The organism is Humibacter ginsengiterrae (genome assembly GCF_054780115.1).
The window spans coordinates 321505-342892 of sequence record NZ_BAAGWY010000002.1; the positions used below are offsets into that span (position 1 = coordinate 321505).

The window sequence follows — 21388 nt, forward strand, 5'->3', positions numbered from 1 at the left end:
GCCGGCGCAGCCGCCGTGGAGAGGCGCACCCTAGAATCATTCGGTCATGACCACCTTCTTCGACTGCTCCGACGACACCGGTCTCGCCGAGGGCACCAGCCAAGCGCGCATTGCCGTCGAGAACGGCGACCTCATCGTCCTTCCCACCGACACCGTCTACGGCATCGGTGCGGATGCCTTCAGTGCCGCCGCCGTGGCGAGCCTGCTGGCCGCCAAGGGCCGAGGCCGCCAGTCGCCGCCGCCCGTGCTCATCCCGGCGCTCGCCACGCTCGACGCGCTGGCCGAGACCGTTCCGCAGGAGGCCCGCGACCTGGCCGGGGCGTTCTGGCCGGGCGGGCTCACTATCGTGCTTCCGTCGCAGCCATCGCTCTCCTGGGATCTCGGCGAAACCAAGGGCACCGTCGCGCTGCGCATGCCGAACAACCCGGTTGCGCTCGCACTCCTGCGCTCCACCGGACCGCTCGCCGTCTCCTCCGCCAACAAGACAGGTATGCCCGCCGCCACCACGGCGCAGGAGGCAGAGGAGATGCTCGGCGACAGCGTGCAGGTCTATCTCGACGGTGGGCAGGTGGGCGGCGACTACGCCGAGACCGGGGTCACCGAGACGTCGTCGACCATCGTGGATGCCACGGCCCTGGCATCCGGCAGCGGAAAGATCCGCATCCTGCGTCACGGCGTGATCTCCGACGAGCAGATCCGCGAGGTCGTCGGCGACGCGCTGGAGACCGACGAGACCGGAGATCAGCAGCCCACATGACCCTTCTCGTCGTCATCGGGCTGATCACCGCGGTCGTCACTTTCGTGCTGTCGATCGTGGTGTGGCGCGTGGCGCTGAGATTCAAGCTGTACCCGCGCATCCGCGACCGCGATGTGCACACGCGGCCCACCCCGCGTCTCGGCGGCGTCGCGATGTTCCTCGGCATCGTCATCGCCTTCGGGGTCGCCTACCTCTTCTCCCTGACGTTCCCGGGCTTCGGCGGACCGTTGCTCGGCGTCGTCTTCTCCGACCCGACCCCGGTGTTCGCCATCCTCGGCGCCGCGCTGCTGATCGTCGTGATCGGCGTGGCGGACGATCTCTGGGACCTCGACTGGATGACCAAGCTCGCCGGGCAGTTCGTGGCAGCCGGTCTCGTGGCGTGGCTCGGCGTGCAGATCTATTCCCTCCCGCTGGGCGGGGGAGTGACCGTCGGATCGCCGTGGATGAGCGTTGCCATGACGGTCATCGCCATCGTGCTGGTGATGAATGCGATCAACTTCATCGACGGTCTCGACGGCCTCGTCGCCGGCGTCGCCCTCATCGCCAACGGCGCGTTCTTCCTGTACAGCTACCTGATCACCGTGAAGACCAGCCCGTCCAACTACTTCAGCCTGGCCTCGGTGATCGCGATCATCCTGGTCGGGGCGTGTGCCGGGTTCCTCCCGCTGAACTGGCATCCGGCCCGCATGTTCATGGGCGACACCGGGGCGCTGCTCGTCGGCCTGCTGATGGCGTCCTCCGCCATCGCGGTCACGGGGCAGCTCGACCCGGCATCCATCCAGCAGGGCGGACCGCGGGCGCTTTTCCCCGCCTTCATCCCGATCATCCTGCCGTTCGCAGTGCTGGTGGTGCCGTTGCTGGACTTCGGTCTCGCGGTGTTCCGCCGCGTGCGAGCCGGCAAGTCGCCGTTCAGCGCTGACCGCAAGCATCTGCACCATCGCCTGCTCGACATGGGACACACTCACCTGCACGCTGTGCTGATCTTCTACGCTTGGACGGCTGTGGTCTCGATAGGCTGCCTGCTGTTCTACTTCCAGCCGCTGTGGCCGGCCATCGTGTTCCTCTGCGTCGGACTCGTGGTCTGCACGGCTCTCACGCTCGCCCCGCTCAGCCGGCGCAAGATCTCGGAGGTCGCCGCGGAGCTGACCCCGCCGGATGCCAGGGGAGCGGATGCCGCGGCCCGTCTCGATCCGCTGGACGCAGCGTCCGAGACATCCCGGCACAAGTCGTCGCACGACCTGCAACATGAACCGTCTGAGCACGAACCACGGAAGGAATCCGCATCATGACCGAACCGCACCGACCTGCGGGCACTGCACGGCAGAGCCCGCGGCCGATGGGAGCCCGGCCGATGCTGATGCTCGCGCTGAAGTACGGCGCGATCTTCGCGCTCGCAGTCGCCGTCGTCGCCGGCCTGATCGGCCTTGCCGTCTCGGGTGTCCCCGGTCTGCTCGGCGGTCTGCTCGGCGCCGTCGTCGCGGCCGTGTATCTGGGACTGACCGCCGTCACGATGCTCGTCGCCTACCGGCTCGCGGGTGGCGACCTGACGTCGCCCGTCTACTTCGGCACCGTGATGGGCGCGTGGCTGCTCAAGGTCATCGTGTTCGTCATCGTCGTGCTGCTCGTCGGCTCGCAGAAGTGGGTCGACGGACGTGTGATGTTCTTCACGATCATCGTCGCCGTTCTCGGTTCGTTGATCCTGGACTGCATCGCCTACATGCGTGCGAGGGTGCCGTACGTCGACGTCGAGCTGCCCTCGACGGATGCCCCGGGCGAGTCGGCCACGACCGTCGAGGACGATCCCGGTGCTCGTCCTTAGCCAGTCACCGACTGGTCGCAGAAGGTCGGACGCGACCCGAGACGAGCGTGCAGAAACGCCTTCTACGTTTGGTAGAGTGATTCAGACCCCGACCCCGTTCCTCGTTGAACACCGATGCCGGAGAATGCCCTGATAACGCCCATGCTTCTTTCCACAGTGCTGTCTGTCAAAGGCGATAACTCCGGCGGGTTCGAGGGTCCCTCGATCAACGACTTCTTCCCGCCGGACGTGCTGTTCGCAGGAACGCCGTTCGCCCTGAACCGGGTGATGCTGATCCGCATCCTCGTGTGCCTTCTCGTGCTGCTGGTCTTCTGGCTCGGCACGCGGAACATGAAACTTCGTCCGTCGCGCACGCAGGTCGCGTTCGAGTACATGGTCGGCTTCGTGCGCAACGGCGTCATCTACCAGAACCTGGGCGAGCGCGTCGGCAAGCGTTACGAGCCGCTCCTGATGACGTTCTTCTTCCTGATCCTCGGGATGAACCTGATGGGGTCGGTACCGGGGTTCCAGGTCGCGCCGACGTCGATCATCGGGCTTCCGCTGGTGATGGCCATCATCGCGTGGTTCATGTTCGTCATTGCCGGCATGCAGGAGAAGGGGTGGCGCTTCTGGAAGGACTCGCTCTTCCTGCCCGGTGTGCCGTGGCCGCTCTACTTCCTGCTCACACCGCTGGAGTTCCTGTCCACGTTCATCGTGCGGCCGGTCACGCTGACACTGCGACTCACCATGAACATGATGGCCGGGCACATGCTTGTCGTGCTGTGTTTCGCGGCCACGCAGTTCTTCTTCTTCACCGTGCTCACCGACGGCAACCTGCTCGGTCTGCTGGGCGTTGGGTCGTTCGCCTTCGGCATCGCGTTCACGCTGCTCGACCTGTTCGTCGCGATCCTGCAGGCGTACGTCTTCACGATCCTGTCCGCCATCTACATCCAGCTCGCGGTGGCCGAAGAGCACTGATCCGCTCGCAGCGCCGCATCATCCACCCCTCGAAAGGAACAATCACGTGAACATCGTCGGACAACTCGCTCCGCTCGCCTTCGGTCTGGCCGTCATCGGCTCCGGTATCGGCGTGGGCTACGTCATCGGCAAGACCATCGAGTCGGTCGCCCGTCAGCCCGAACTGCAGGGCCGCCTGCAGGCCCTCATGTTCCTCGGCGTCGCGCTGACGGAGGCCCTCTGCTTCATCGCGATCGCGGTCGCATTCATTCCGTTCCCGAAGCCGTAACGCTCAGCCGGCCAGAAAGCAACTTTCGAAGGAGTCCTAATGCTCTCCACAGCCGTCGTCGCCGAGGGAAACCTCCTCATCCCGACGATCCCTGACCTTCTGTGGGGCACGATCGTCTTCGTCATCATCCTGGTCTTCTTCATCGTGAAGGGCCTTCCGGCGATCAACAAGCTGCTCGACGAGCGACGTGACGCGATCGACGGCGGCATCCAGCGTGCCGAGAAGATGCAGGCCGACGCCAACGCCGTGCTCGAGCGCTACACCGCTCAGCTCGCCGAGGCCCGAGCCGAGGCCGGCCGCATCCGCGAGCAGGCCCGCGTCGAGGGGGCGGCGATCCTGGCGGAGCTCAAGGAGAACGCGTCGGCCGAGGCCGCGCGCATCACCGCGAATGCTCAGGCGCAGATCGAATCGGAGCGGGCCGGCGCGCTGGCCTCGCTACGCGCCGAGGTCGGAACGCTCGCCGTCGACCTCGCCTCCCGCATCGTCGGAGAGGTGCTCTCCGACGACAAGCGGTCCGAGGCGCTCGTCGACCGGTTCCTCGCCGACCTCGAGCAGGATCAGCTGTCGAAGGCGGGCGAGTAAGTGGGATCCGCGACCCGCGAAGCACTCGATCGTGCCAAGGCCGAACTGGCCGACGCATCCGAGGTGACGCTGCGCACCGGTGAGCAGTTGCTCGCCGCCGCGCGCACGATCTTCGGCACGCCGCAGCTGAAGGCGCTGCTCGCGGACCCCTCCGTGGAGCCCGCTGACAAGGGTGTGCTCGTCACCCGCATCTTCGGGTCCTATGACGCGACTGCCTTGCGCATCTTGAGCGGAATGGCGCAGTCGCGCTGGTCCAGCCCGGTGCAGCTGATCGACGGGGTCGAGGAGGTCGGCATTCGCGCGGTCGCGCGTGCGTCCGGTGACGACGGCACGATCGAGTCCGAGCTCTTCGCTTTTGCGAGGGCCGTCGACAGCGATGACGAGCTGGAGCTCGCGCTCGGAAGCAAGCTCGGCGATCCGGCACGAAGGGTCGAGATCGTCGAACGGCTCCTGAAGGGCAAGGCGAGCGACGCCACCATTGTGCTCGTGAGCTACGCCGTTCAGACCCAGCGCGGGCGGCGCATCGTCGAGGTCATCGCGCACATCGCGGAGATCGTCGCACAGGATGCCGGTGCCATGGTCGTCTCCATCACCGCCGCTGCTCCGCCCACCGCTGGCCAGCTCGACCGGCTGCGGTCCTCGCTCACAGAACGGTACGGACGCACACCGCGTTTCGCGATCACGATCGACCCCCGGCTCATCGGCGGCCTCCGGGTGCAGATCGGCGACGACGTCATCGACGGCAGCGTAGCGAACCGTCTCGCCGATCTGCGACTGAAACTGGCCGGCTGACCCGGCACGACGCACACATCAAGGAATACGAAATGGCAGACATCAGCATCAGCCCGGACGAGATCCGCGCCGCTCTCAAAGACTTCGTGTCGGGGTACCAGCCCGACACCACAGCCATCACCGAGGTCGGCGTCGTGGTCGACGCTGCAGACGGCATCGCGCACGTCGAAGGACTCCCGGGCGCCATGGCCAACGAGCTCCTCCGCTTCGGGGACGGCACGCTGGGTCTCGCGCTCAACCTCGACGAGAACGAGATCGGCGTCGTCGTGCTCGGCGAGTTCGCCGGCATCGAGGAGGGCCAGGAAGTCACACGCACCGGAGAGGTTCTCTCCGTCGCGGTCGGCGACGGATACCTCGGTCGCGTCGTCGACCCGCTGGGCAACCCGATCGACGGACTCGGCGCCGTGCAGACCGAGGGTCGTCGCGCACTCGAACTGCAGGCCCCCGGCGTCATGCAGCGCAAGAGCGTGCACGAACCGCTGCAGACCGGAATCAAGGCCATCGACGCCATGATCCCGATCGGTCGCGGACAGCGCCAGCTCATCATCGGCGACCGCCAGACCGGCAAGACCGCGATCGCGATCGACACGATCATCAATCAGAAGGCCAACTGGGAATCGGGCGACCCGGAGAAGCAGGTGCGCTGCATCTATGTCGCCATCGGGCAGAAGGGCTCGACGATCGCGGGCGTGAAGGGCGCGCTCGAGGATGCCGGTGCCATGGAGTACACGACCATCGTCGCGGCCCCCGCGTCCGACCCTGCCGGCTTCAAGTACCTCGCCCCGTACACCGGTTCGGCCATCGGCCAGCACTGGATGTATGCAGGCAAGCACGTGCTGATCATCTTCGACGACCTGTCGAAGCAGGCCGAGGCCTACCGCGCCGTGTCGCTGCTGCTGCGTCGCCCGCCGGGGCGCGAGGCGTACCCGGGAGACGTCTTCTACCTGCACTCGCGTCTGCTGGAGCGTTGCGCGAAGCTCTCTGACGAACTCGGGGCAGGCTCGATGACCGGGCTGCCGATCATCGAGACGAAGGCGAACGACGTCTCCGCCTACATTCCGACCAACGTGATCTCCATCACCGACGGCCAGATCTTCCTGCAGTCCGACCTCTTCAACGCCAACCAGCGTCCCGCGGTCGACGTCGGCATCTCGGTGTCCCGCGTCGGTGGTGACGCCCAGGTGAAGTCGATCAAGAAGGTCTCCGGAACGCTGAAGCTCGAGCTCGCGCAGTACCGCGCACTCGAGGCGTTCTCGATGTTCGCCTCCGACCTCGACGCGGCATCCCGCCGCCAGCTCGATCGCGGTGCGCGCCTGACCGAGCTGCTCAAGCAGCCGCAGTACTCGCCGTTCCCGGTCGAGGAGCAGGTGGTCTCCATCTGGGCGGGCACCAACGGCAAGCTCGACGAGGTGCCGGTGGAAGACATCCTTCGCTTCGAGTCCGAGTTCCTCGACTTCCTGCGTCGCACGACGACCGTTCTCGACACGCTCCGTGACACGAACGTGCTCGACGACGACACCGTCGCCACGCTCGAGCGTGAGATCGACATCTTCAAGCTCGAGTTCCAGACGAGCGCCGGCCACTCGCTGATCGAACCGGGCAGCGAGCGCTACGAGGCGATCGAAGAAGAGGAAATCGACCAGGAGAAGATCGTCACCGGTCGTCGCTGAGCGACGCATCCGACGAGCTGACACCCAGACAGGAGTCCCATGGCAGCGCAACTTCGGGTCTACCGGCAGCGCATCCGCTCTGCCCAGACGACGAAGAAGATCACCCGCGCGATGGAGCTGATCTCGGCGAGCCGCATCTACAAGGCGCAGGCTCGCGTGCAGGAGTCGGCCCCGTACACGCGGGCGGTCACCCGCGCCGTTGCGGCCGTCGCCGCTCACTCCAACGTGAAGCACCTGCTCACGACCGAGGCGGAGAACGTGCGCCGCGCGGCGATCGTGATCTTCTCCTCCGACCGCGGCCTCGCCGGTGCGTTCAACTCGCAGGTTATCCGTGAGGCGCTCGAGCTCGAGTCCCTGCTCACCGAGCAGGGCAAGGAGGTCGTGTTCTACCTGGTCGGGCGCAAGGCGGTCGGGTTCTTCGCGTTCCGAAAGCGGGAGAGCGTGCGCGACTGGGTCGGGATCACCGACGCACCGACCTTCGACAACGCACTGGAGATCGGCAGCGAGCTGGTCGAGGCGTTCACGAAAGACACCGACGACGGCGGCGTCGACGAGATCCACATCGTCTACAACCGGTTCGTGAGCATGCTGGTGCAGACGCCCCGCGTCGTACGCCTGCTACCGCTCGAACTCGTTGAGGGCATCGAAGAGGTCGAAGACAAGTCGATGCTCCCGCTCTACGAATTCGAACCGGATGCCGACACCGTGCTCGACGCGCTGCTTCCCGCTTACATCCACAGCCGCCTGTACAACGCGCTGCTGGAGTCGGCGGCGGCGAAGCACGCGGCCACCCAGAAGGCCATGAAGGCCGCGAGCGACAATGCCGACAAGCTCATCACCAACTACACACGCCTGGCGAACAACGCACGACAGTCGGAGATCACGCAGCAGATCTCCGAGATCGTCGGTGGCGCCGACGCACTGGCTTCCCAGTAGCACTGGCCTCCCAGTAGACGTCTGACGACGAAACAGAGAGAGAAAGAAATGACACCGACAGCCATCGCCGAGAACGAGGCCGCGGTAGCGGAGACGACGCCGGGCGTCGGCCGCATCGCGCGCGTCACGGGTCCCGTCGTCGACATCGAGTTCCCGCACGATTCGATTCCCGAGATTTACAACGCGCTCAAGACGACGATCAACTTCACCGGCGACGAGGAGGAGGCGCACGAGATCACGCTCGAGGTCGCCCAGCACCTCGGCGACGACCTCATCCGCGCCATCGCGCTGAAGCCCACCGACGGTCTCGTGCGCGGCCAGGAGGTGCGCGACACGGGTGCCGCCATCTCGGTCCCCGTGGGAGACGTCACACTCGGTCACGTCTTCAACGTGACCGGAGAAGTGCTCGACCTCGAGCCCGGCGAGAAGATCGAGATCACCGAGCGCTGGCCCATCCACCGCAAGTCCCCTGCCTTCGACCAGCTCGAGTCGAAGACCACGATGTTCGAGACCGGCATCAAGGTCATCGACCTCCTCACGCCGTACGTACAGGGTGGAAAGATCGGCCTGTTCGGCGGTGCCGGCGTCGGCAAGACCGTGCTCATCCAGGAGATGATCCAGCGCGTCGCCCAGGATCACGGCGGTGTCTCCGTCTTCGCCGGCGTCGGTGAGCGCACCCGTGAGGGCAACGACCTCATCCACGAGATGGAGGAGGCCGGCGTCTTCGACAAGACCGCGCTGGTCTTCGGCCAGATGGACGAGCCGCCGGGGACGCGTCTTCGTGTCGCGCTCTCCGCTCTGACCATGGCGGAGTACTTCCGCGATGTGCAGAGGCAGGACGTGCTGCTGTTCATCGACAACATCTTCCGCTTCACGCAGGCGGGGTCCGAGGTGTCGACGCTGCTCGGCCGCATGCCGTCCGCCGTGGGTTACCAGCCGAACCTCGCCGACGAGATGGGTGTGCTGCAGGAGCGAATCACCTCCACGCGTGGCCACTCCATCACCTCGCTGCAGGCGATCTACGTGCCCGCCGACGACTACACCGACCCGGCGCCGGCGACGACCTTCGCGCACCTGGACGCCACCACGGAGCTCTCCCGCGAGATCGCGTCGCAGGGTCTGTACCCGGCGGTCGACCCGCTGGCCTCCACCAGCCGCATCCTCGACCCGCGCTACCTGGGTGAGGACCACTACCGCGTCGCCACGACGGTGAAGCAGATCCTGCAGAAGAACAAGGAGCTGCAGGAGATCATCGCCATCCTCGGTGTCGATGAGCTCAGCGAGGAAGACAAGGTCACCGTCTCCCGCGCACGTCGCATCCAGCAGTTCCTGTCGCAGAACACCTACATGGCGAAGAAGTTCACCGGCGTCGAGGGTTCCACGGTGCCGCTGAAGGAAACCATCGAGTCGTTCGACGCGATCTGCCGCGGTGACTTCGATCACGTCGCCGAGCAGGCGTTCTTCAACGTCGGCCCGATCTCCGACGTCGAGGAGAAGTGGGCGAAGATCCAGAAGGAGAACGGCTGACCATGGCGACCATCAAGGTCAGCGTCGTCTCGGCCGATCGGGAGATCTGGTCGGGCGATGCGTCGATGGTCGTGGCGCGAACCACGGTCGGGGAGGTGGGAATCCTCCCCGGCCACACGCCGCTGCTCGGAACGCTCGCCGAGGGCGAGGTACGCATCACACTTCCCGGCGGGGAGCGGCTCGTCGCCAGTGCCGCGGACGGCTTCGTGTCGTTCGAGAACAACGAGCTGACCGTGCTCGCGGGCAAGGCCGAGCTGGTCTGACGAGCGATTCGCACCAGCGCGTTCCACGCAAGGCAGGGAGGGGGCCGAAGTGGCATCGGCGACGGTTGAACGGCAGTTCGGAGAAATCCGGGTACCGGCACTGGTGGTGATGGCAGGCCTGCCCGGCGCAGGCAAGTCGACGATCGCCGAAGTGGTGAGCGCGCGGCTGAGTGCGACCATCGTGTCCGTAGACCCGATCGAGTCCGCCATCCTGCACGCCGGCATCGACGCCGACCAGCCGACTGGGCTCGCCGCCTACCTCGTGGCGGAGACCCTCGCAGAGCAGGTGCTGATGTCGGGACACAGCGTCATCGTGGATGCCGTGAACGCCGTCGAGCCCGCACGCCTGCAGTGGCGCGACCTCGGGCTGCGCGCCAATGTGCCGCTGCGAGTGATCGAGGTGGAGTGCTCCGATCCCGAACTGCACCGCACGAGGCTGGAGAAGCGGGTGCGCAACCTGCCGCACTTCGAGGAACCGTCGTGGCGCGCCGTCGAACAGAGCCTGGAGGACTACCAGCCGTGGAAGGGGGAGAGCGCGGAGTTGCCGCGCATCACGCTGGATACCGCGAACCCCCTCGGACAGAACGTCGAGGCCGCCATCCGGTTCCTCGCGCCGTGAGCGAGAGACCCGGCCCCGTCGCGAACCACCGTGACCTTGGCACGTTGCGCGCACGCGCTACGACAGCGGCGTCCGGCGCTCCGTGCTGATTCTGCTGCCGCCGTCCGAGTCCAAGCGCGCCGGCGGCCGAGGACGCGCGCAGCTCGAGCTGGCGAAACTGCGGTTCCCCGAGCTGCTTGCCGAGCGCGATCAGACTGCTCGAGCGCTCGTGCGCGTTGCAACCAGTGGCGATCGGGAAGAGGCGGCGAAGGCGCTCGGCATTCCGCGAACGCTGGTCGACGAGCTCGACACGAACGCCGTCCTTTTCGACGCGCCCGTGATGCCGGCGATCGACCGCTACACGGGGGTGCTCTACGACGCACTGGATGCCGCAAGCCTGCCGCAGGAGGCGCGCCGCCACCTCGGCCGCACCACGGCTATCCACTCGGCCGTGTTCGGCCCGGTCGGAGCGCTCGACCGTATTCCGGACTACCGGATGTCGGGTACGTCGCGGCTGCCGGGCATCCGTCTTCGCTCGCTGTGGGCATCCGCCGTCACCGCGGCGCTGGCACAGGTCGCGGGCCCGATCATCGACCTGCGCTCGGAGGGATATGTGGCGCTCGGGCCGGTGGATGATCGCGACGATGCGGCCTTCGTGCGGGTCGTCACCGAAGGACCGGACGGCACGCGTCGTGCGTTGAACCACTTCAACAAGCACGCGAAGGGCACCTTGGTGCGTGCCTTCGCGCTGGAGCGGCCGCGCGTTCGCTCCGTGCACGGGTTCATGGAGTGGGCTCGTTCGTCCGGGTTCCGGATGGAATCCGCAGCCAATCGTGAGGTCCTGCTGGTGGCCGACTGAGTTAGGATCGACTATGTGCCAGCGGGGGTCGGCACGTTCACACGCGGCGACGCCCATTGGGACGACAGGGTGACAATCAGGGCGCTCGCAGCGGCCTCGGAAGCCTCTTCAAAACGCGGGCGAACGCAATACCGTCGGGTCGGCGAATGAGGTCGGCGCGCGTCCCCTCCGTGCGCCAGAGTGGTCGTTCACGGTGCGATGATCGGGTTTCTGATCGCCTGCGGTCGGGCAAGTGCGATACCGGTCACCACGAGGCACACCGTAAGGACCACCGGATCTCCGCCGGCCCGGCCTACGCAGGTGCCGGGCATCACCTGCCGCGCACCACCGTCCGGCACTCGAACCGCTTGCCGCAGCGCGCGCCCACTACTTCCCTGAGCCCTCGGCGACGGCGGCGCGCCAGCATCCCCTCAGATGGTCGTCCACGAGACCAGCCGACTGCATGAACGCGTACATCGTGGTCGGGCCGACGAACCGGAACCCGAGTGCGCGCAATCGACGACTCAGGGCTGTCGACTCCGGTGTGACCGCGGGCACGTCGCTCATCGACTCGGGCACATCGGCTCGGGAATCGTTGGGTGCGAACGACCAGATGAGGTCGCTCAGCGGCTGCTCCAGAGCGGCGGTTGCGCGGGCGTTGGCGATGGTCGCCTCGATCTTGCCGCGATGACGGATGATCGCAGCGTTCTGCAGCAGTCGTTCGACGTCGTCTCCCGTCATCGCGGCGACCTGCTGTACGTCGAATCCGTGGAACGCCTCCCGGAACGCCGGCCGGCGCAGCAGGATGGTGCGCCAGGAGAGCCCGGCCTGAAATCCCTCCAGGCAGATCTTCTCGAAAAGGGCGCGGTCGTCGCGCAGCGGAGTGCCCCACTCCTCGTCGTGGTAGCGCTGATATTCGAGATCGGCGCCCACCCACGCGCATCGTGCTATGCCGTCGTCGCCGATGAGCACGTCGCCTCGCCTCTTGGGTGCTGGGGCATCCGTCATACCAGCAAGCCTCGGCGGCGCGCTGCCCTTCACGGCTTCTTCGGTGTCGCTCATGCGGCGAGGGTTATCCCTTCGTGCTCGAGGAGCCAGAGCTTCGTCGGAATGCCTTGACCGCCGCTGTAGCCCGTGACGCGGCCGTCCGCGCCCAGTACGCGATGGCATCCGATGAAGAGAGGTATGGGGTTCGAGCCTATTGCCCCGCCGACGGCCCGGCCGGCCGTGGCCTTGCCCACCGCCATGCCGAGCTCGCCGTAGGTGATGTGCTCGCCCCATCCGACGTCGCGCAGCCGGTCCCACACGGCTCGCCGGAACGGCGTGCCGTCCGGCGCAAGCGGAACGTCGAACGTGCGGCGCTTCCCGGCGAAGTATTCGTCGAGTTGGTCGCGTGCCGCCTGGAGCACGTCGTCGGAGTGCTCGGGAATGTGGTCGCGGGGAAGAGCGCCGTCGCGCTCGATGGTCAGCGAGGTGACGGCGGATCCATCGGAGAGGAGCTCGAGCCTGCCGATCGGGCTCGGCATGCGAAGAAGGTATGCGTCCATGACTCGACGGTACGCACGGCATCCGACACACGCGGTGCCGGGAGGGGCTGCGGTGGATGCATCCTCGATTCGGGTACGTGGGGAGGGAGAGACCTAGAATTCCCCCGTGGTACTCCTGGATGTCATCTCTCTCGTCGTCGCGCTCGTGGCGATCGCGTTCGCGGTGGTCGCCCTTGTGCGGGCACGAACGGCGGAGGAACGTGCGGCGGCCGCGGCATCCGGTGTCGCTCGCGCCGAGACCAATGCGCAAGCCGCAGCGGCCGGACTCGAGCAGCTCGAGACGAGGGTGGTCCAGGGCAGGCAGGATGCGGCGAACGCCGCGCAGCAAGCGGCCCGCGCCGCGCAGGCGGCGGCGGCGGCCCAGGCTGCTGCCGCCGCAAGCCGTCGTGAGGCCGAAGCGGCATCCGACAAGGCGGAACACGCCGAGGCCGAGGCGGCCCGCATCCAGGCGAGCGCTCTGACCGGCGGCGTGCCGGCGGCAGCAGCGTCGTCGCGCGAGCAGGCACCCGGTCGCGCGACCGTGCAGCGTGCGGAGGACCACGACGTCGCAGGAGGCGGGGATCCACCGAGCGGGTCGTGCAGGTGTCATGGCAACTCGAGCGCGTACGCAATTCGACCTGGGCCCTGCGGAACACGGGCCTCGCGAAGGCGCGCGATGCCCTGTTGTCCGACGTCACCGTCCCGCCGAAGTATGTGCGACCCGACGAGGTGATCCCGCGTGACGTCGACCGCGACGACGTGCTGCAGTTCCGCGTCATGGCGGGCCGGGGAGCCCCGCCGCCACGCATCCGCGTCACCTGGCGGGAGGGCGCCGGATCGCCCGCGTACTCCCGCGAGTTCACCGTGCTGACGGCATCCTGAATCGTCGTCGCGTTGCGGAGTGAGCGCACACTCAGTTAGCATCTCCGCGTGCCGAAGATACCGAATCGCGCCAGCCCGCTGCCCCCAGAGGAACGCAAAGCGTCGATCATCGACGCCGTGATCCCCGCCATGATCGAGCACGGCGCGGCGCTGACCTCGCGTCAGATCGCTGAGGCCGCCGGCGTCGCCGAGGGGACCATCTTCCGGGTGTTCGGCGACAAGGAGACGCTTCTGCGGGAAGCGGCCGACGTCTACCTCGACTCTGCGCCGGTACGGGCGAGCATCGCCGAGATCGACCCCGGCCTGCCGCTGGAGGCGAAGGTCGGTCGCATCCTGCACGTGTTGCGGCGACGATTCCACGGCGTGATCAGCATCATGTCGGCGATCGGGTACACCGGATCAGAGCCGCCGCACCTGCGGAACCGCAAGCCCGAGCAGAAGTGGGAGTACGCGTCCACCGTGGCGCGACTCATCGAGCCCGAGCTCGACCGGCTGAACGTGCCGGCTGAGCACGTCGCACCGTTCATCCGCATCGTCGCGTTCGCGATGTCCGTTCCCGAGTTCACGGTGGAGCCCTCGTTCGACGACGACACGCTGACCCGCCTCATCGTCTACGGCATCGCAGGCGGCACGACGGCCGGCGACGAGGATGCCGTGCGCGAGCGGGCGGCGCACGCCCTCGTCGCAGACAGCGCCGGGACTGCACAGACCTAACGAAAGGGCCCTTCATGTTGATGCGATTGCTCGTGCGGTACCTGCGCCCGCACTGGCCGCTGCTGGCCGCCGTAGTGGTGTTCCAGCTGCTGCAGTCGTTCGCCTCGCTGTACCTGCCCACCCTGAACGCCGACCTCATCGACAAGGGCGTCATCAAGGGCGACACCGGCTACATCCTGGCCAACGGAGCGTTCATGCTTGTCGTCACGCTGGGGCAGGTGATCTGTAACATCGTGGCCGTGTACTTCGGCGCGAAGGCGTCGATGCGACTCGGCCGCGACCTGCGCGGCGCGCTCTTCTCCCACGTCGGCGAGTTCTCCGAGCGCGAGGTCACGAAGTTCGGCGCGCCGTCGCTGATCACCCGCAACACGAACGACGTGCAGCAGGTGCAGATGCTGGTGCTCATGACGTGCACCCTGCTCGTGTCGGCGCCCATTCTCTGCATCGGAGGCATCGTGCTCGCGATCCAGCAGGACTTCGGGATGTCCTGGCTCATCGCGGTCAGCGTGCCCATCCTGCTGATCTGCGTCGTGCTGATCATCTCGCGCATGGTGCCGCAGTTCCGCAAGATGCAGAAGCGCATCGACCAGGTGAACCGGGTGCTGCGCGAACAGCTGTCAGGCATCCGTGTCGTGCGCGCATTCGTTCGCGAGAACATCGAGCGCGACCGGTTCAAGTCGGCGAACGACGAGGTCACCGAGACGGCGCTGAGGGCCGGCCGCCTGATGGCGCTGATGTTCCCGACCGTGATGCTCGTGCTGAACCTCTCCAGCGTGGCAGTGATCTGGTTCGGCGCGTTCCGCATCGACGACGGGTCGCTCCAGGTGGGCACGCTGACCGCGTTCCTCAGCTACCTCATGCAGATCCTGATGGGCGTCATGATGGCGACGTTCATGTTCGTGATGGTTCCGCGCGCCGCCGTGTGCGCCGAGCGCATCGGCGAGGTGCTGAACACGGAGTCGACGGTGAAGGCATCCGAGAATCCGATCACCGAGCTGCGGGAGCAGGGCACGGTGGAATTGTTCGAGGTGGGCTTCGCCTACCCGGGTGCCGAGGATCCGGTGCTCAGCGACCTCAACGTGCGCATCGAGCGGGGGCAGACAGTCGCGATCATCGGCTCTACGGGCTCCGGCAAGACGACGCTGATCAACCTGCTGCCGCGGCTCTTCGACGCCACGAGCGGCTCGGTCCTGATCGACGGGGTCGACGTCGCCGAGCTCGACCCTGACGTGCTGTGGGCCCGCATCGGGCTGGTGCCGCAGAAGCCGTACCTGTTCTCCGGCACCGTGGCATCCAACCTTCGGTATGGAAAGCCGGACGCCACCGACGACGAGCTCTGGCGCGCGCTCGAGATCGCGCAGGCGAAGGACTTCGTGCAGGCGATGGACGGCGGACTCCAGGCCGAGATCGCTCAGGGCGGCACGAACGTCTCCGGCGGGCAGCGGCAGCGACTCGCCATCGCCAGGGCGCTCGTCAAACGTGCGGAGATCTACGTGTTCGACGACTCGTTCTCGGCGCTCGACCTGGCAACGGATGCCCGTCTGCGGCGAGCGCTGCGCGACAAGGAGAGAGGTGCCACGTTCGTGATCGTGGCGCAGCGTGTCTCGACGATCACCGACGCCGACCAGATCCTGGTGCTGGAGAACGGACGGATAGTCGGAGCCGGCACGCACGATGAGCTGTTGCAGACATCCGAGACGTACGCGGAGATCGTGTCGTCGCAGTTGACGGCGGAGGAAGCGGCATGAGTGAGACGAAGACCACGCAGCGCGTTCCGATGCCCAGGCGCGGCCCGGGCGGCGGTGGTCCGTTCGGCGGCGCGGGGATGCCCGCGCAGAAGGCGATGAACTTCGGGCCGAGCGCCAAGCGGCTGCTGCGCAGGCTCCGACCCGAAGCCGCGTGGCTCGTCGTTGTGATCCTGCTCACCGTGGTGAGCGTGACGTTCAGCGTGCTCGGACCCAAGCTGCTCGGCGAGGGCACCAACATCATCGTCGCCGGGTTCATCTCCAAGAGCCTGCCGGCGGGCGTCAGCCAGGCGCAGGTGCTGGAGGGCATGCGCAGGAACGGGCAGGGGCAGCTGGCGGACATGCTCAGCGGCATGCACCTGACCCCTGGGCACGGGATCGACTTCACCGCGCTGTCGCACGTGCTGATGATCGTGCTGGCGCTCTACGTGTTCGCGTCGGTGTTCAGCTGGCTGCAGGCGTACATCCTGAACGGTGTCACGATGCGCACGGTGTACCGGCTGCGCAGGGACGTGGAGGAGAAGATCCACCGGCTGCCGCTGAAGTACTTCGACTCGATGCCGCGAGGTGAGCTGCTCAGCCGCGTCACCAACGACATCGACAACGTGCAACAGAGTTTGCAGCAGACGATGAGCCAGCTGGTCACCTCGGTGCTCACGGTCGTCGGCGTGCTGGTGATCATGTTCGTGATCTCGCCGTTGCTGGCCGCCATCGCGCTGGTCTCGATCCCGCTCACACTGCTCGTCACGATGGTGATCGCCAAGCGGTCGCAGAAGATGTTCGTCGCGCAGTGGCGCGAGACCGGCGCGTTGAACGCGCAGATAGAGGAGACGTACACCGGTCACGCCATCGTGAAGGTGTTCGGTCGTCAGCGCGAGGTGAACAAGCGGTTCGACGAGAAGAACGATGAGCTCTACCGGGCGAGCTTCGGCGCTCAGTTCGTGTCGGGCATCATCATGCCGTCGATGCAATTCGTCGGGAACCTCGTGTATGTCGGAATCGCCGTGGTCGGCGGCTTGCAGGTGGCGGCAGGCGTCATCCAGATCGGCGATGTGCAGGCGTTCATCCAGTACTCGCGCCAGTTCACGCAGCCGCTGGCCCAGCTGGGGTCGATGGCCAACCTGCTGCAGTCCGGCGTGGCCTCCGCCGAGCGTGTCTTCGAGTTGCTGGATGCCGACGAGCAGTCACCGGATGCGAGTGCGCCCGCGGCGGTGGCCGAGACGAAGGGGCGCCTCGAATTCGAGGACGTGTCGTTCCGGTACCTCGAGGACAAGCCGCTCATCGACGACCTGTCGCTGGTCGCGGAGCCGGGACAGACCGTGGCGATCGTGGGACCGACCGGAGCGGGCAAGACCACTCTCGTGAACCTCATCATGCGGTTCTACGAGGTGGACTCCGGCCGCATCACGCTGGACGGCACGAACATCACCTCGCTCACCCGGCGGGAGCTGCGCAGCCGCATCGGCATGGTCTTGCAGGACACCTGGCTGTTCGCCGGCACCATCCGCGACAACATCGCGTACGGTCGCCCGGATGCGACGGAGGACGAGATCGTCGAGGCGGCCCAGGCCAGCTACGTCGACCGGTTCGTGCGCTCGCTGCCTGACGGCTACGACACGGTGCTCGACGACGATGCCAGCAACATTTCAGCGGGCGAGAAGCAGCTGCTGACCATCGCGCGGGCGTTCCTCGCCCGGCCGAGCGTGCTCATCCTCGACGAGGCGACGAGCTCGGTCGACACGCGCACCGAGCTTCTCGTGCAGAAGGCGATGAGCGCGCTGCGGCAGGGGCGCACGAGCTTCGTCATCGCGCACAGGCTCTCCACGATCCGCGATGCCGACCTCATTCTGGTGATGGAGGCCGGCCGGATCGTCGAGCAGGGTACGCACGCTGGGCTGCTCGCCGCCGGCGGCGCCTACTACTCCCTGTACAACGCGCAGTTCGCCGGGGCCGTCACCGACGAGGCCTAGCAACCGAGTACCACCGGCTCCCGTCCTCCACAGGCGGCAGCAGATCGCCGCAGTGCACGGATGCCCGTGGTCGTCCGCCGCGCGCATGCGCCGCACGCGACGCTGGTCGCCATGCCCGAACGCATCGTCGCCATCGATTCTCTCGATCTTCTGTCCCATGTTCCGGAGCTCATCGGATTCGCGCCCGAACGCAGCCTGGTGCTGATCACGATGCGCGGATCCACGACGAGCGGAACGCTGCGGGTGGATCTGCCAGGTGGATCAGCACGTGCCGGGCATCCGCCGAGGCAGAGGGAGCTGGCCGAGTATGCGACCACTGTCGTCGGAATGGCGTGTCGCGTGCGCGGCGCGGACGCCGTGCTGCCGATCGTCTTCACCGACGACTCGTGCTCCGCGGGAACGCCGCACCCGGAGCTGTTCGCGCAGCTGCGCTCGGCCGCTGCCGTCGCAGGACTCACCGTGCGGGACGCGCTGTTCGTGGCAGCGGACGGCTGGGGCCACGAGAGCGGCGGGCCCCCGCGCCCCAGAGAGGAACTGGACGTCGCGTGGCGGCTGCGGCGACTCGACCCGGACTGCCTGCCGGTGCACGAACACCCCGAACGAGAGGCGGTGCTGCCGGGGGTCGATCCCCGGCAGCTGGAGCGCACCGAAATCGCTCTCGATGCCCTCCGGGGCGAGAAACGGATGCCCGACCCGATCTGGTTCGCCGAGTTCAGCGCCCGCTGGATGCCGACCGCGATCGGCCCGGCCTCGGCCGCGCTCACTGCCCACGTGCTCGGCGATGCCCGATGCAGGGATACCGTGCTCTTCACGTGGATGTGGGGGAGCGCGACAGGGCGACGCGCGTTGCGTTTCCAGGAGGACTGCGGTCGCGGCGCACCCGCTGTGGATGAGGAGATCGCCTTGGCGCTCGTCGGCCTCGGCAGCATGCCGAGGCCGAGTGCGCAGGGAGCGCGGCGCGGTATCGAGCTCCTCCGTCAGGTCGCGGCCCGGTTGCCGGTGCCAGAGCGCGGTGCGTGCCTGGCATCGCTTGCCTGGCTGAACTGGGCGCTCGGTCGCGGATCCGTCGCCGGCGAGTACGTGCGTAGCGCCTGCCGGGCGGATCCCGGGTACCCGTTCGCACGTCTCGTGGAGACGATGCTCGAAGCCGGCGCGCTGCCCGAGTGGGCGTTCACCGACCGGGAGACGCCAGAATGAGACGAAGCAGCGTACGGGGCAGGGGAGGGACACGTGGCGCAGGGGCAGCCGTTCGGACGTCATCGGGGGTTCGTGCACGCGACGGCCCCTCGTCGCCCTGAGGACGACTGGGTAGTGGTCGTCGGCGAGTCGTTCGTGGCCCTCATCGAGGCGGCACCGGGCGAACGCGGCATCGAATCGCTCACTGCACTAACAGGAGCTGCCGAGACGGAGCTGGAACGGGTGGTGTCGGCCATCCCGGTGGGCGAGAACGGCGTCGACTCCTTCGCCGTCGTGCATTTCGACGCCGATGGCGTCGACGGCTGGCAGATCACCGCCGTCGCCCGGGGCCGTGCAGTGATCGATGTCTATTCCGTCGGCGGCGCGCGCCGGTTCTCGTCGTCGGGGATGCAGCCGTGGCTCATCGCGACGTTCCGCGACGTCGTCGCCGTGGAGCTCGGCGGTCCGGCCCGGCGGTTCGACAGCGTCGTGCGAGTGACGCCGGGAGCGTTGCCCATCGGTATCGGAACGGCGAACGTGGGATCCGTGCTGTGGTCTCTCGCTGCACCGGAGCGGACGGTCGTCGCCGAGCCGGAGCAAGGCGGCGATGCCGGTGCTCGGTATGCGAGGCCTCCTGCTGCGCTCGATGAGGACACAGTACGTCGACCGCCGGTCTCTGCGCCTCCGGGGGTCGACGAGGAGACCGTGCAACGCAACAGCGGGCTTCATCGTGCCGCACCTCAGGGCGAGCGAGGGGGCGATGCGAGGGCGCTGCGGGAATCGCAGAGGGCTCCCGGAATCCGAAACGAACCGGACGAGCGCACCATCGAACGGGCATCCCTCTTCCGGCCCCCGCCGGCGCCACTTGCGCCGGCGGATCCGCAGCCGACGCCTATGGCCGGAGCCGAGCATCCGCAGGCACTGCTGACCGGCGTAGCGCCAGCGCTGCTGCAGGAGACTCCGTTCGCCGTCGGCGTGGCATCGGCAGAGGGGAGCGACGAGAGCGGTCGAGTGCTGGTGGGCATCCGAGGGCTCGAGCAGATGCCGCTCGATCGCCCCATCGTGTTCGGCCGGCGGCCGGTTTCGACCCGGCGTTCGGGTGCCGACTCCGTGCTGGTGGCCGTGTCGTCACCTGGTCAGGAGATCTCGGCGTCGCACGTGCGAATCGAACGAGCCGGGCGCGTCGTGGTGGTCACCGACTTGAGGTCCAGGAACGGCACTCGCGTGAGCATCGACGGCCGGCGAGCCCGAAAGCTGCGCCCAGGAGAATCGTTCGCGGTGCCCGGCCACGCCGCAGTCGAGATCGGCGACGGGACTATCATCGACATCACCCCCGTAGGCTTGATCCCGTGATTCGTCGATGTGCGAACCCGCCCGATGCGTCAGTAACGGAGCACGGCCTCAGAAGGCGACCAGGACCCGATCGCCATGCAGACACACCCGAGAGGATGCTCGCGTGACACAGATCGGGCGCAGCAGCAAGCGGCATCACATCGCCGTGCCCGGCAAGGACGCCCGGATCACCCTCACCTGGGCCGCCCTGACAGACAAGGGTTACCGGCGAGCAGTGAACGAGGACAGCCTCATCGCCAAGTCGCCCATCTTCGCCGTAGCCGACGGGATGGGCGGGCACAGCGCGGGCGATGTCGCCAGTGCAGCCGTCGTGAACAGGCTGTCGGAGCGAGTCTCCGCGCAGTTCGTCGACGAGCGCGCCATCGACTCCTCGCTTCGAGCAGCGGTCGCGGACATGGACAAAGGTGCAGGGAAGACCGAGCTCGGCACGGGAACGACGGTCACGGGTTTCGCGCTCACCCTGGCCGAGGGCGAGCCCAGCTGGCTCGTCTTCAACATCGGCGACTCCCGGGTGTACGAGCTGGAAGACGGTGAGCTCCGGCAGCTCACGGTCGACCACTCGATCGTGCAGGAACTGCTCGACGCGGGAGCGATCACGCCCTCGGAAGCGGAGGTGCACCCGCACTCGAACGTGATCACCCGGGCAGTCGGGTTCAACGAGGACCCGGTTCCCGACTTCAGCCTTGTTCCGGTGGTGGCGGGAACGAGGCTGCTCGCCTGCTCCGACGGCCTCACCAAGGAACTGACCGAGCACGGCATCCGTCACTTCCTCACGGTCGGCACCAGTCCGCTCGATGCGGCTGGACAACTGATGGATGCCGCCCTCGGCAACGGCGGCCGGGACAACGTCACCGTCGTCGTCGTCGACGTGCTCGGCACCCCCGATGCGCCGGTGAACTCCCCGAGGCGAAGCGCAAGACGCCGCTGAGCGGGCGGCACAGCGAAAGGACGAGACGTTCGCCGAGTCCTCGGCGGTGGCCCTCGTGGGCCGCCGACAATCCCTCGTGGGCCGCCT

At 67.3% G+C, this 21388-nt stretch carries 23 protein-coding genes; 21 read left to right on the top strand and 2 right to left on the bottom strand.

The genetic code is table 11. The features are described 5' to 3' along the window. Positions 1-46: 46 nt before the first annotated feature. From ACYVII_RS04000 to ACYVII_RS04060, 13 genes are all read left to right on the top strand, one after another. Positions 47-757, top strand: coding sequence for an L-threonylcarbamoyladenylate synthase (locus tag ACYVII_RS04000; RefSeq protein ID WP_460531339.1), 711 nt, complete (start codon positions 47-49; stop codon positions 755-757). Continuing rightward, positions 754-2046 carry an MraY family glycosyltransferase gene (locus ACYVII_RS04005; RefSeq protein WP_460531342.1) on the top strand — a complete coding sequence of 431 codons (1293 nt, stop codon included), beginning with the start codon at positions 754-756 and terminating at the stop codon, positions 2044-2046. The genes ACYVII_RS04000 and ACYVII_RS04005 overlap by 4 nt, the downstream gene beginning before the upstream one ends. Beyond that, a complete protein-coding gene (locus ACYVII_RS04010) occupies positions 2043-2576 on the top strand; it encodes a hypothetical protein (protein ID WP_460531345.1) in 534 nt (177 codons plus the stop codon). The genes ACYVII_RS04005 and ACYVII_RS04010 overlap by 4 nt, the downstream gene beginning before the upstream one ends. Before the next feature lie 141 nt (positions 2577-2717). Continuing rightward, on the top strand, positions 2718-3533 hold the full coding sequence (gene atpB, locus ACYVII_RS04015; RefSeq protein WP_460531348.1) for a F0F1 ATP synthase subunit A: 816 nt from the start codon (positions 2718-2720) through the stop codon (positions 3531-3533). Between the two features lie 46 nt (positions 3534-3579). Beyond that, a complete protein-coding gene (gene atpE, locus ACYVII_RS04020; protein WP_460531351.1) occupies positions 3580-3801 on the top strand; it encodes a F0F1 ATP synthase subunit C in 222 nt (73 codons plus the stop codon). Between the two features lie 39 nt (positions 3802-3840). Next, entirely contained in the window at positions 3841-4383 is a 543-nt protein-coding gene (locus tag ACYVII_RS04025; RefSeq protein ID WP_460531353.1) for a F0F1 ATP synthase subunit B, read from the top strand. Beyond that, positions 4384-5175, top strand: a complete 792-nt coding sequence (locus ACYVII_RS04030) for a F0F1 ATP synthase subunit delta (protein WP_460531355.1) — start codon at positions 4384-4386, stop codon at positions 5173-5175. It abuts the gene before it with no gap. Between the two features lie 32 nt (positions 5176-5207). Next, entirely contained in the window at positions 5208-6845 is a 1638-nt protein-coding gene (gene atpA / locus ACYVII_RS04035; RefSeq protein WP_460531358.1) for a F0F1 ATP synthase subunit alpha, read from the top strand. A 39-nt stretch (positions 6846-6884) separates the two neighbouring features. Next, entirely contained in the window at positions 6885-7781 is an 897-nt protein-coding gene (locus tag ACYVII_RS04040) for a F0F1 ATP synthase subunit gamma (RefSeq protein ID WP_460531361.1), read from the top strand. 48 nt (positions 7782-7829) lie between these two features. Beyond that, a complete protein-coding gene (atpD, locus tag ACYVII_RS04045) occupies positions 7830-9308 on the top strand; it encodes a F0F1 ATP synthase subunit beta (RefSeq protein ID WP_460531363.1) in 1479 nt (492 codons plus the stop codon). Between the two features lie 2 nt (positions 9309-9310). Further along, positions 9311-9571 carry a F0F1 ATP synthase subunit epsilon gene (locus ACYVII_RS04050; RefSeq protein ID WP_460531366.1) on the top strand — a complete coding sequence of 87 codons (261 nt, stop codon included), beginning with the start codon at positions 9311-9313 and terminating at the stop codon, positions 9569-9571. Between the two features lie 49 nt (positions 9572-9620). Beyond that, on the top strand, positions 9621-10190 hold the full coding sequence (locus ACYVII_RS04055; protein WP_460531369.1) for a P-loop nucleotide/nucleoside kinase family protein: 570 nt from the start codon (positions 9621-9623) through the stop codon (positions 10188-10190). 82 nt (positions 10191-10272) lie between these two features. Then, positions 10273-11028, top strand: coding sequence for a YaaA family protein (locus ACYVII_RS04060; RefSeq protein WP_460531371.1), 756 nt, complete (start codon positions 10273-10275; stop codon positions 11026-11028). A gap of 366 nt (positions 11029-11394) precedes the next feature. Here ACYVII_RS04060 and ACYVII_RS04065 read toward each other — a convergent pair whose 3' ends face one another. Then, positions 11395-12015 (bottom strand): DNA-3-methyladenine glycosylase I, encoded by a 621-nt coding sequence (locus tag ACYVII_RS04065; RefSeq protein ID WP_460531859.1) that lies wholly within the window; start codon positions 12013-12015, stop codon positions 11395-11397. Positions 12016-12065: 50 nt separating this feature from the next. Beyond that, on the bottom strand, positions 12066-12554 hold the full coding sequence (locus tag ACYVII_RS04070; RefSeq protein ID WP_460531374.1) for a methylated-DNA--[protein]-cysteine S-methyltransferase: 489 nt from the start codon (positions 12552-12554) through the stop codon (positions 12066-12068). A gap of 106 nt (positions 12555-12660) precedes the next feature. On the opposite strand from ACYVII_RS04070, the gene ACYVII_RS04075 reads away from it, so the two are divergent. The 8 genes from ACYVII_RS04075 to ACYVII_RS04110 all read left to right on the top strand — a co-directional run bounded on the left by ACYVII_RS04075 (position 12661) and on the right by ACYVII_RS04110 (position 21301). Continuing rightward, positions 12661-13266, top strand: coding sequence for a hypothetical protein (locus ACYVII_RS04075; protein WP_460531377.1), 606 nt, complete (start codon positions 12661-12663; stop codon positions 13264-13266). Next, positions 13248-13415 carry a hypothetical protein gene (locus ACYVII_RS04080; protein WP_460531380.1) on the top strand — a complete coding sequence of 56 codons (168 nt, stop codon included), beginning with the start codon at positions 13248-13250 and terminating at the stop codon, positions 13413-13415. The genes ACYVII_RS04075 and ACYVII_RS04080 overlap by 19 nt, the downstream gene beginning before the upstream one ends. Before the next feature lie 48 nt (positions 13416-13463). Further along, positions 13464-14129, top strand: a complete 666-nt coding sequence (locus tag ACYVII_RS04085; RefSeq protein WP_460531383.1) for a TetR/AcrR family transcriptional regulator — start codon at positions 13464-13466, stop codon at positions 14127-14129. Between the two features lie 14 nt (positions 14130-14143). Then, entirely contained in the window at positions 14144-15877 is a 1734-nt protein-coding gene (locus ACYVII_RS04090; protein ID WP_460531386.1) for an ABC transporter ATP-binding protein, read from the top strand. Continuing rightward, complete coding sequence (locus tag ACYVII_RS04095) at positions 15874-17844, top strand: ABC transporter ATP-binding protein (RefSeq protein ID WP_460531389.1); 1971 nt, start codon at positions 15874-15876, stop codon at positions 17842-17844. The genes ACYVII_RS04090 and ACYVII_RS04095 overlap by 4 nt, the downstream gene beginning before the upstream one ends. A 111-nt stretch (positions 17845-17955) precedes the next feature. After that, positions 17956-19041: a DUF4192 domain-containing protein gene (locus tag ACYVII_RS04100; protein WP_460531392.1), complete on the top strand. Its 1086-nt coding sequence runs from the start codon at positions 17956-17958 to the stop codon at positions 19039-19041. Positions 19042-19074: 33 nt separating this feature from the next. After that, the gene (locus tag ACYVII_RS04105) at positions 19075-20373 is read left to right on the top strand and encodes an FHA domain-containing protein (protein WP_460531395.1); all 1299 of its coding nucleotides are present in this window, start codon (positions 19075-19077) and stop codon (positions 20371-20373) included. 103 nt (positions 20374-20476) lie between these two features. Beyond that, on the top strand, positions 20477-21301 hold the full coding sequence (locus tag ACYVII_RS04110; RefSeq protein ID WP_460531398.1) for a PP2C family protein-serine/threonine phosphatase: 825 nt from the start codon (positions 20477-20479) through the stop codon (positions 21299-21301). Positions 21302-21388: the final 87 nt, after the last annotated feature.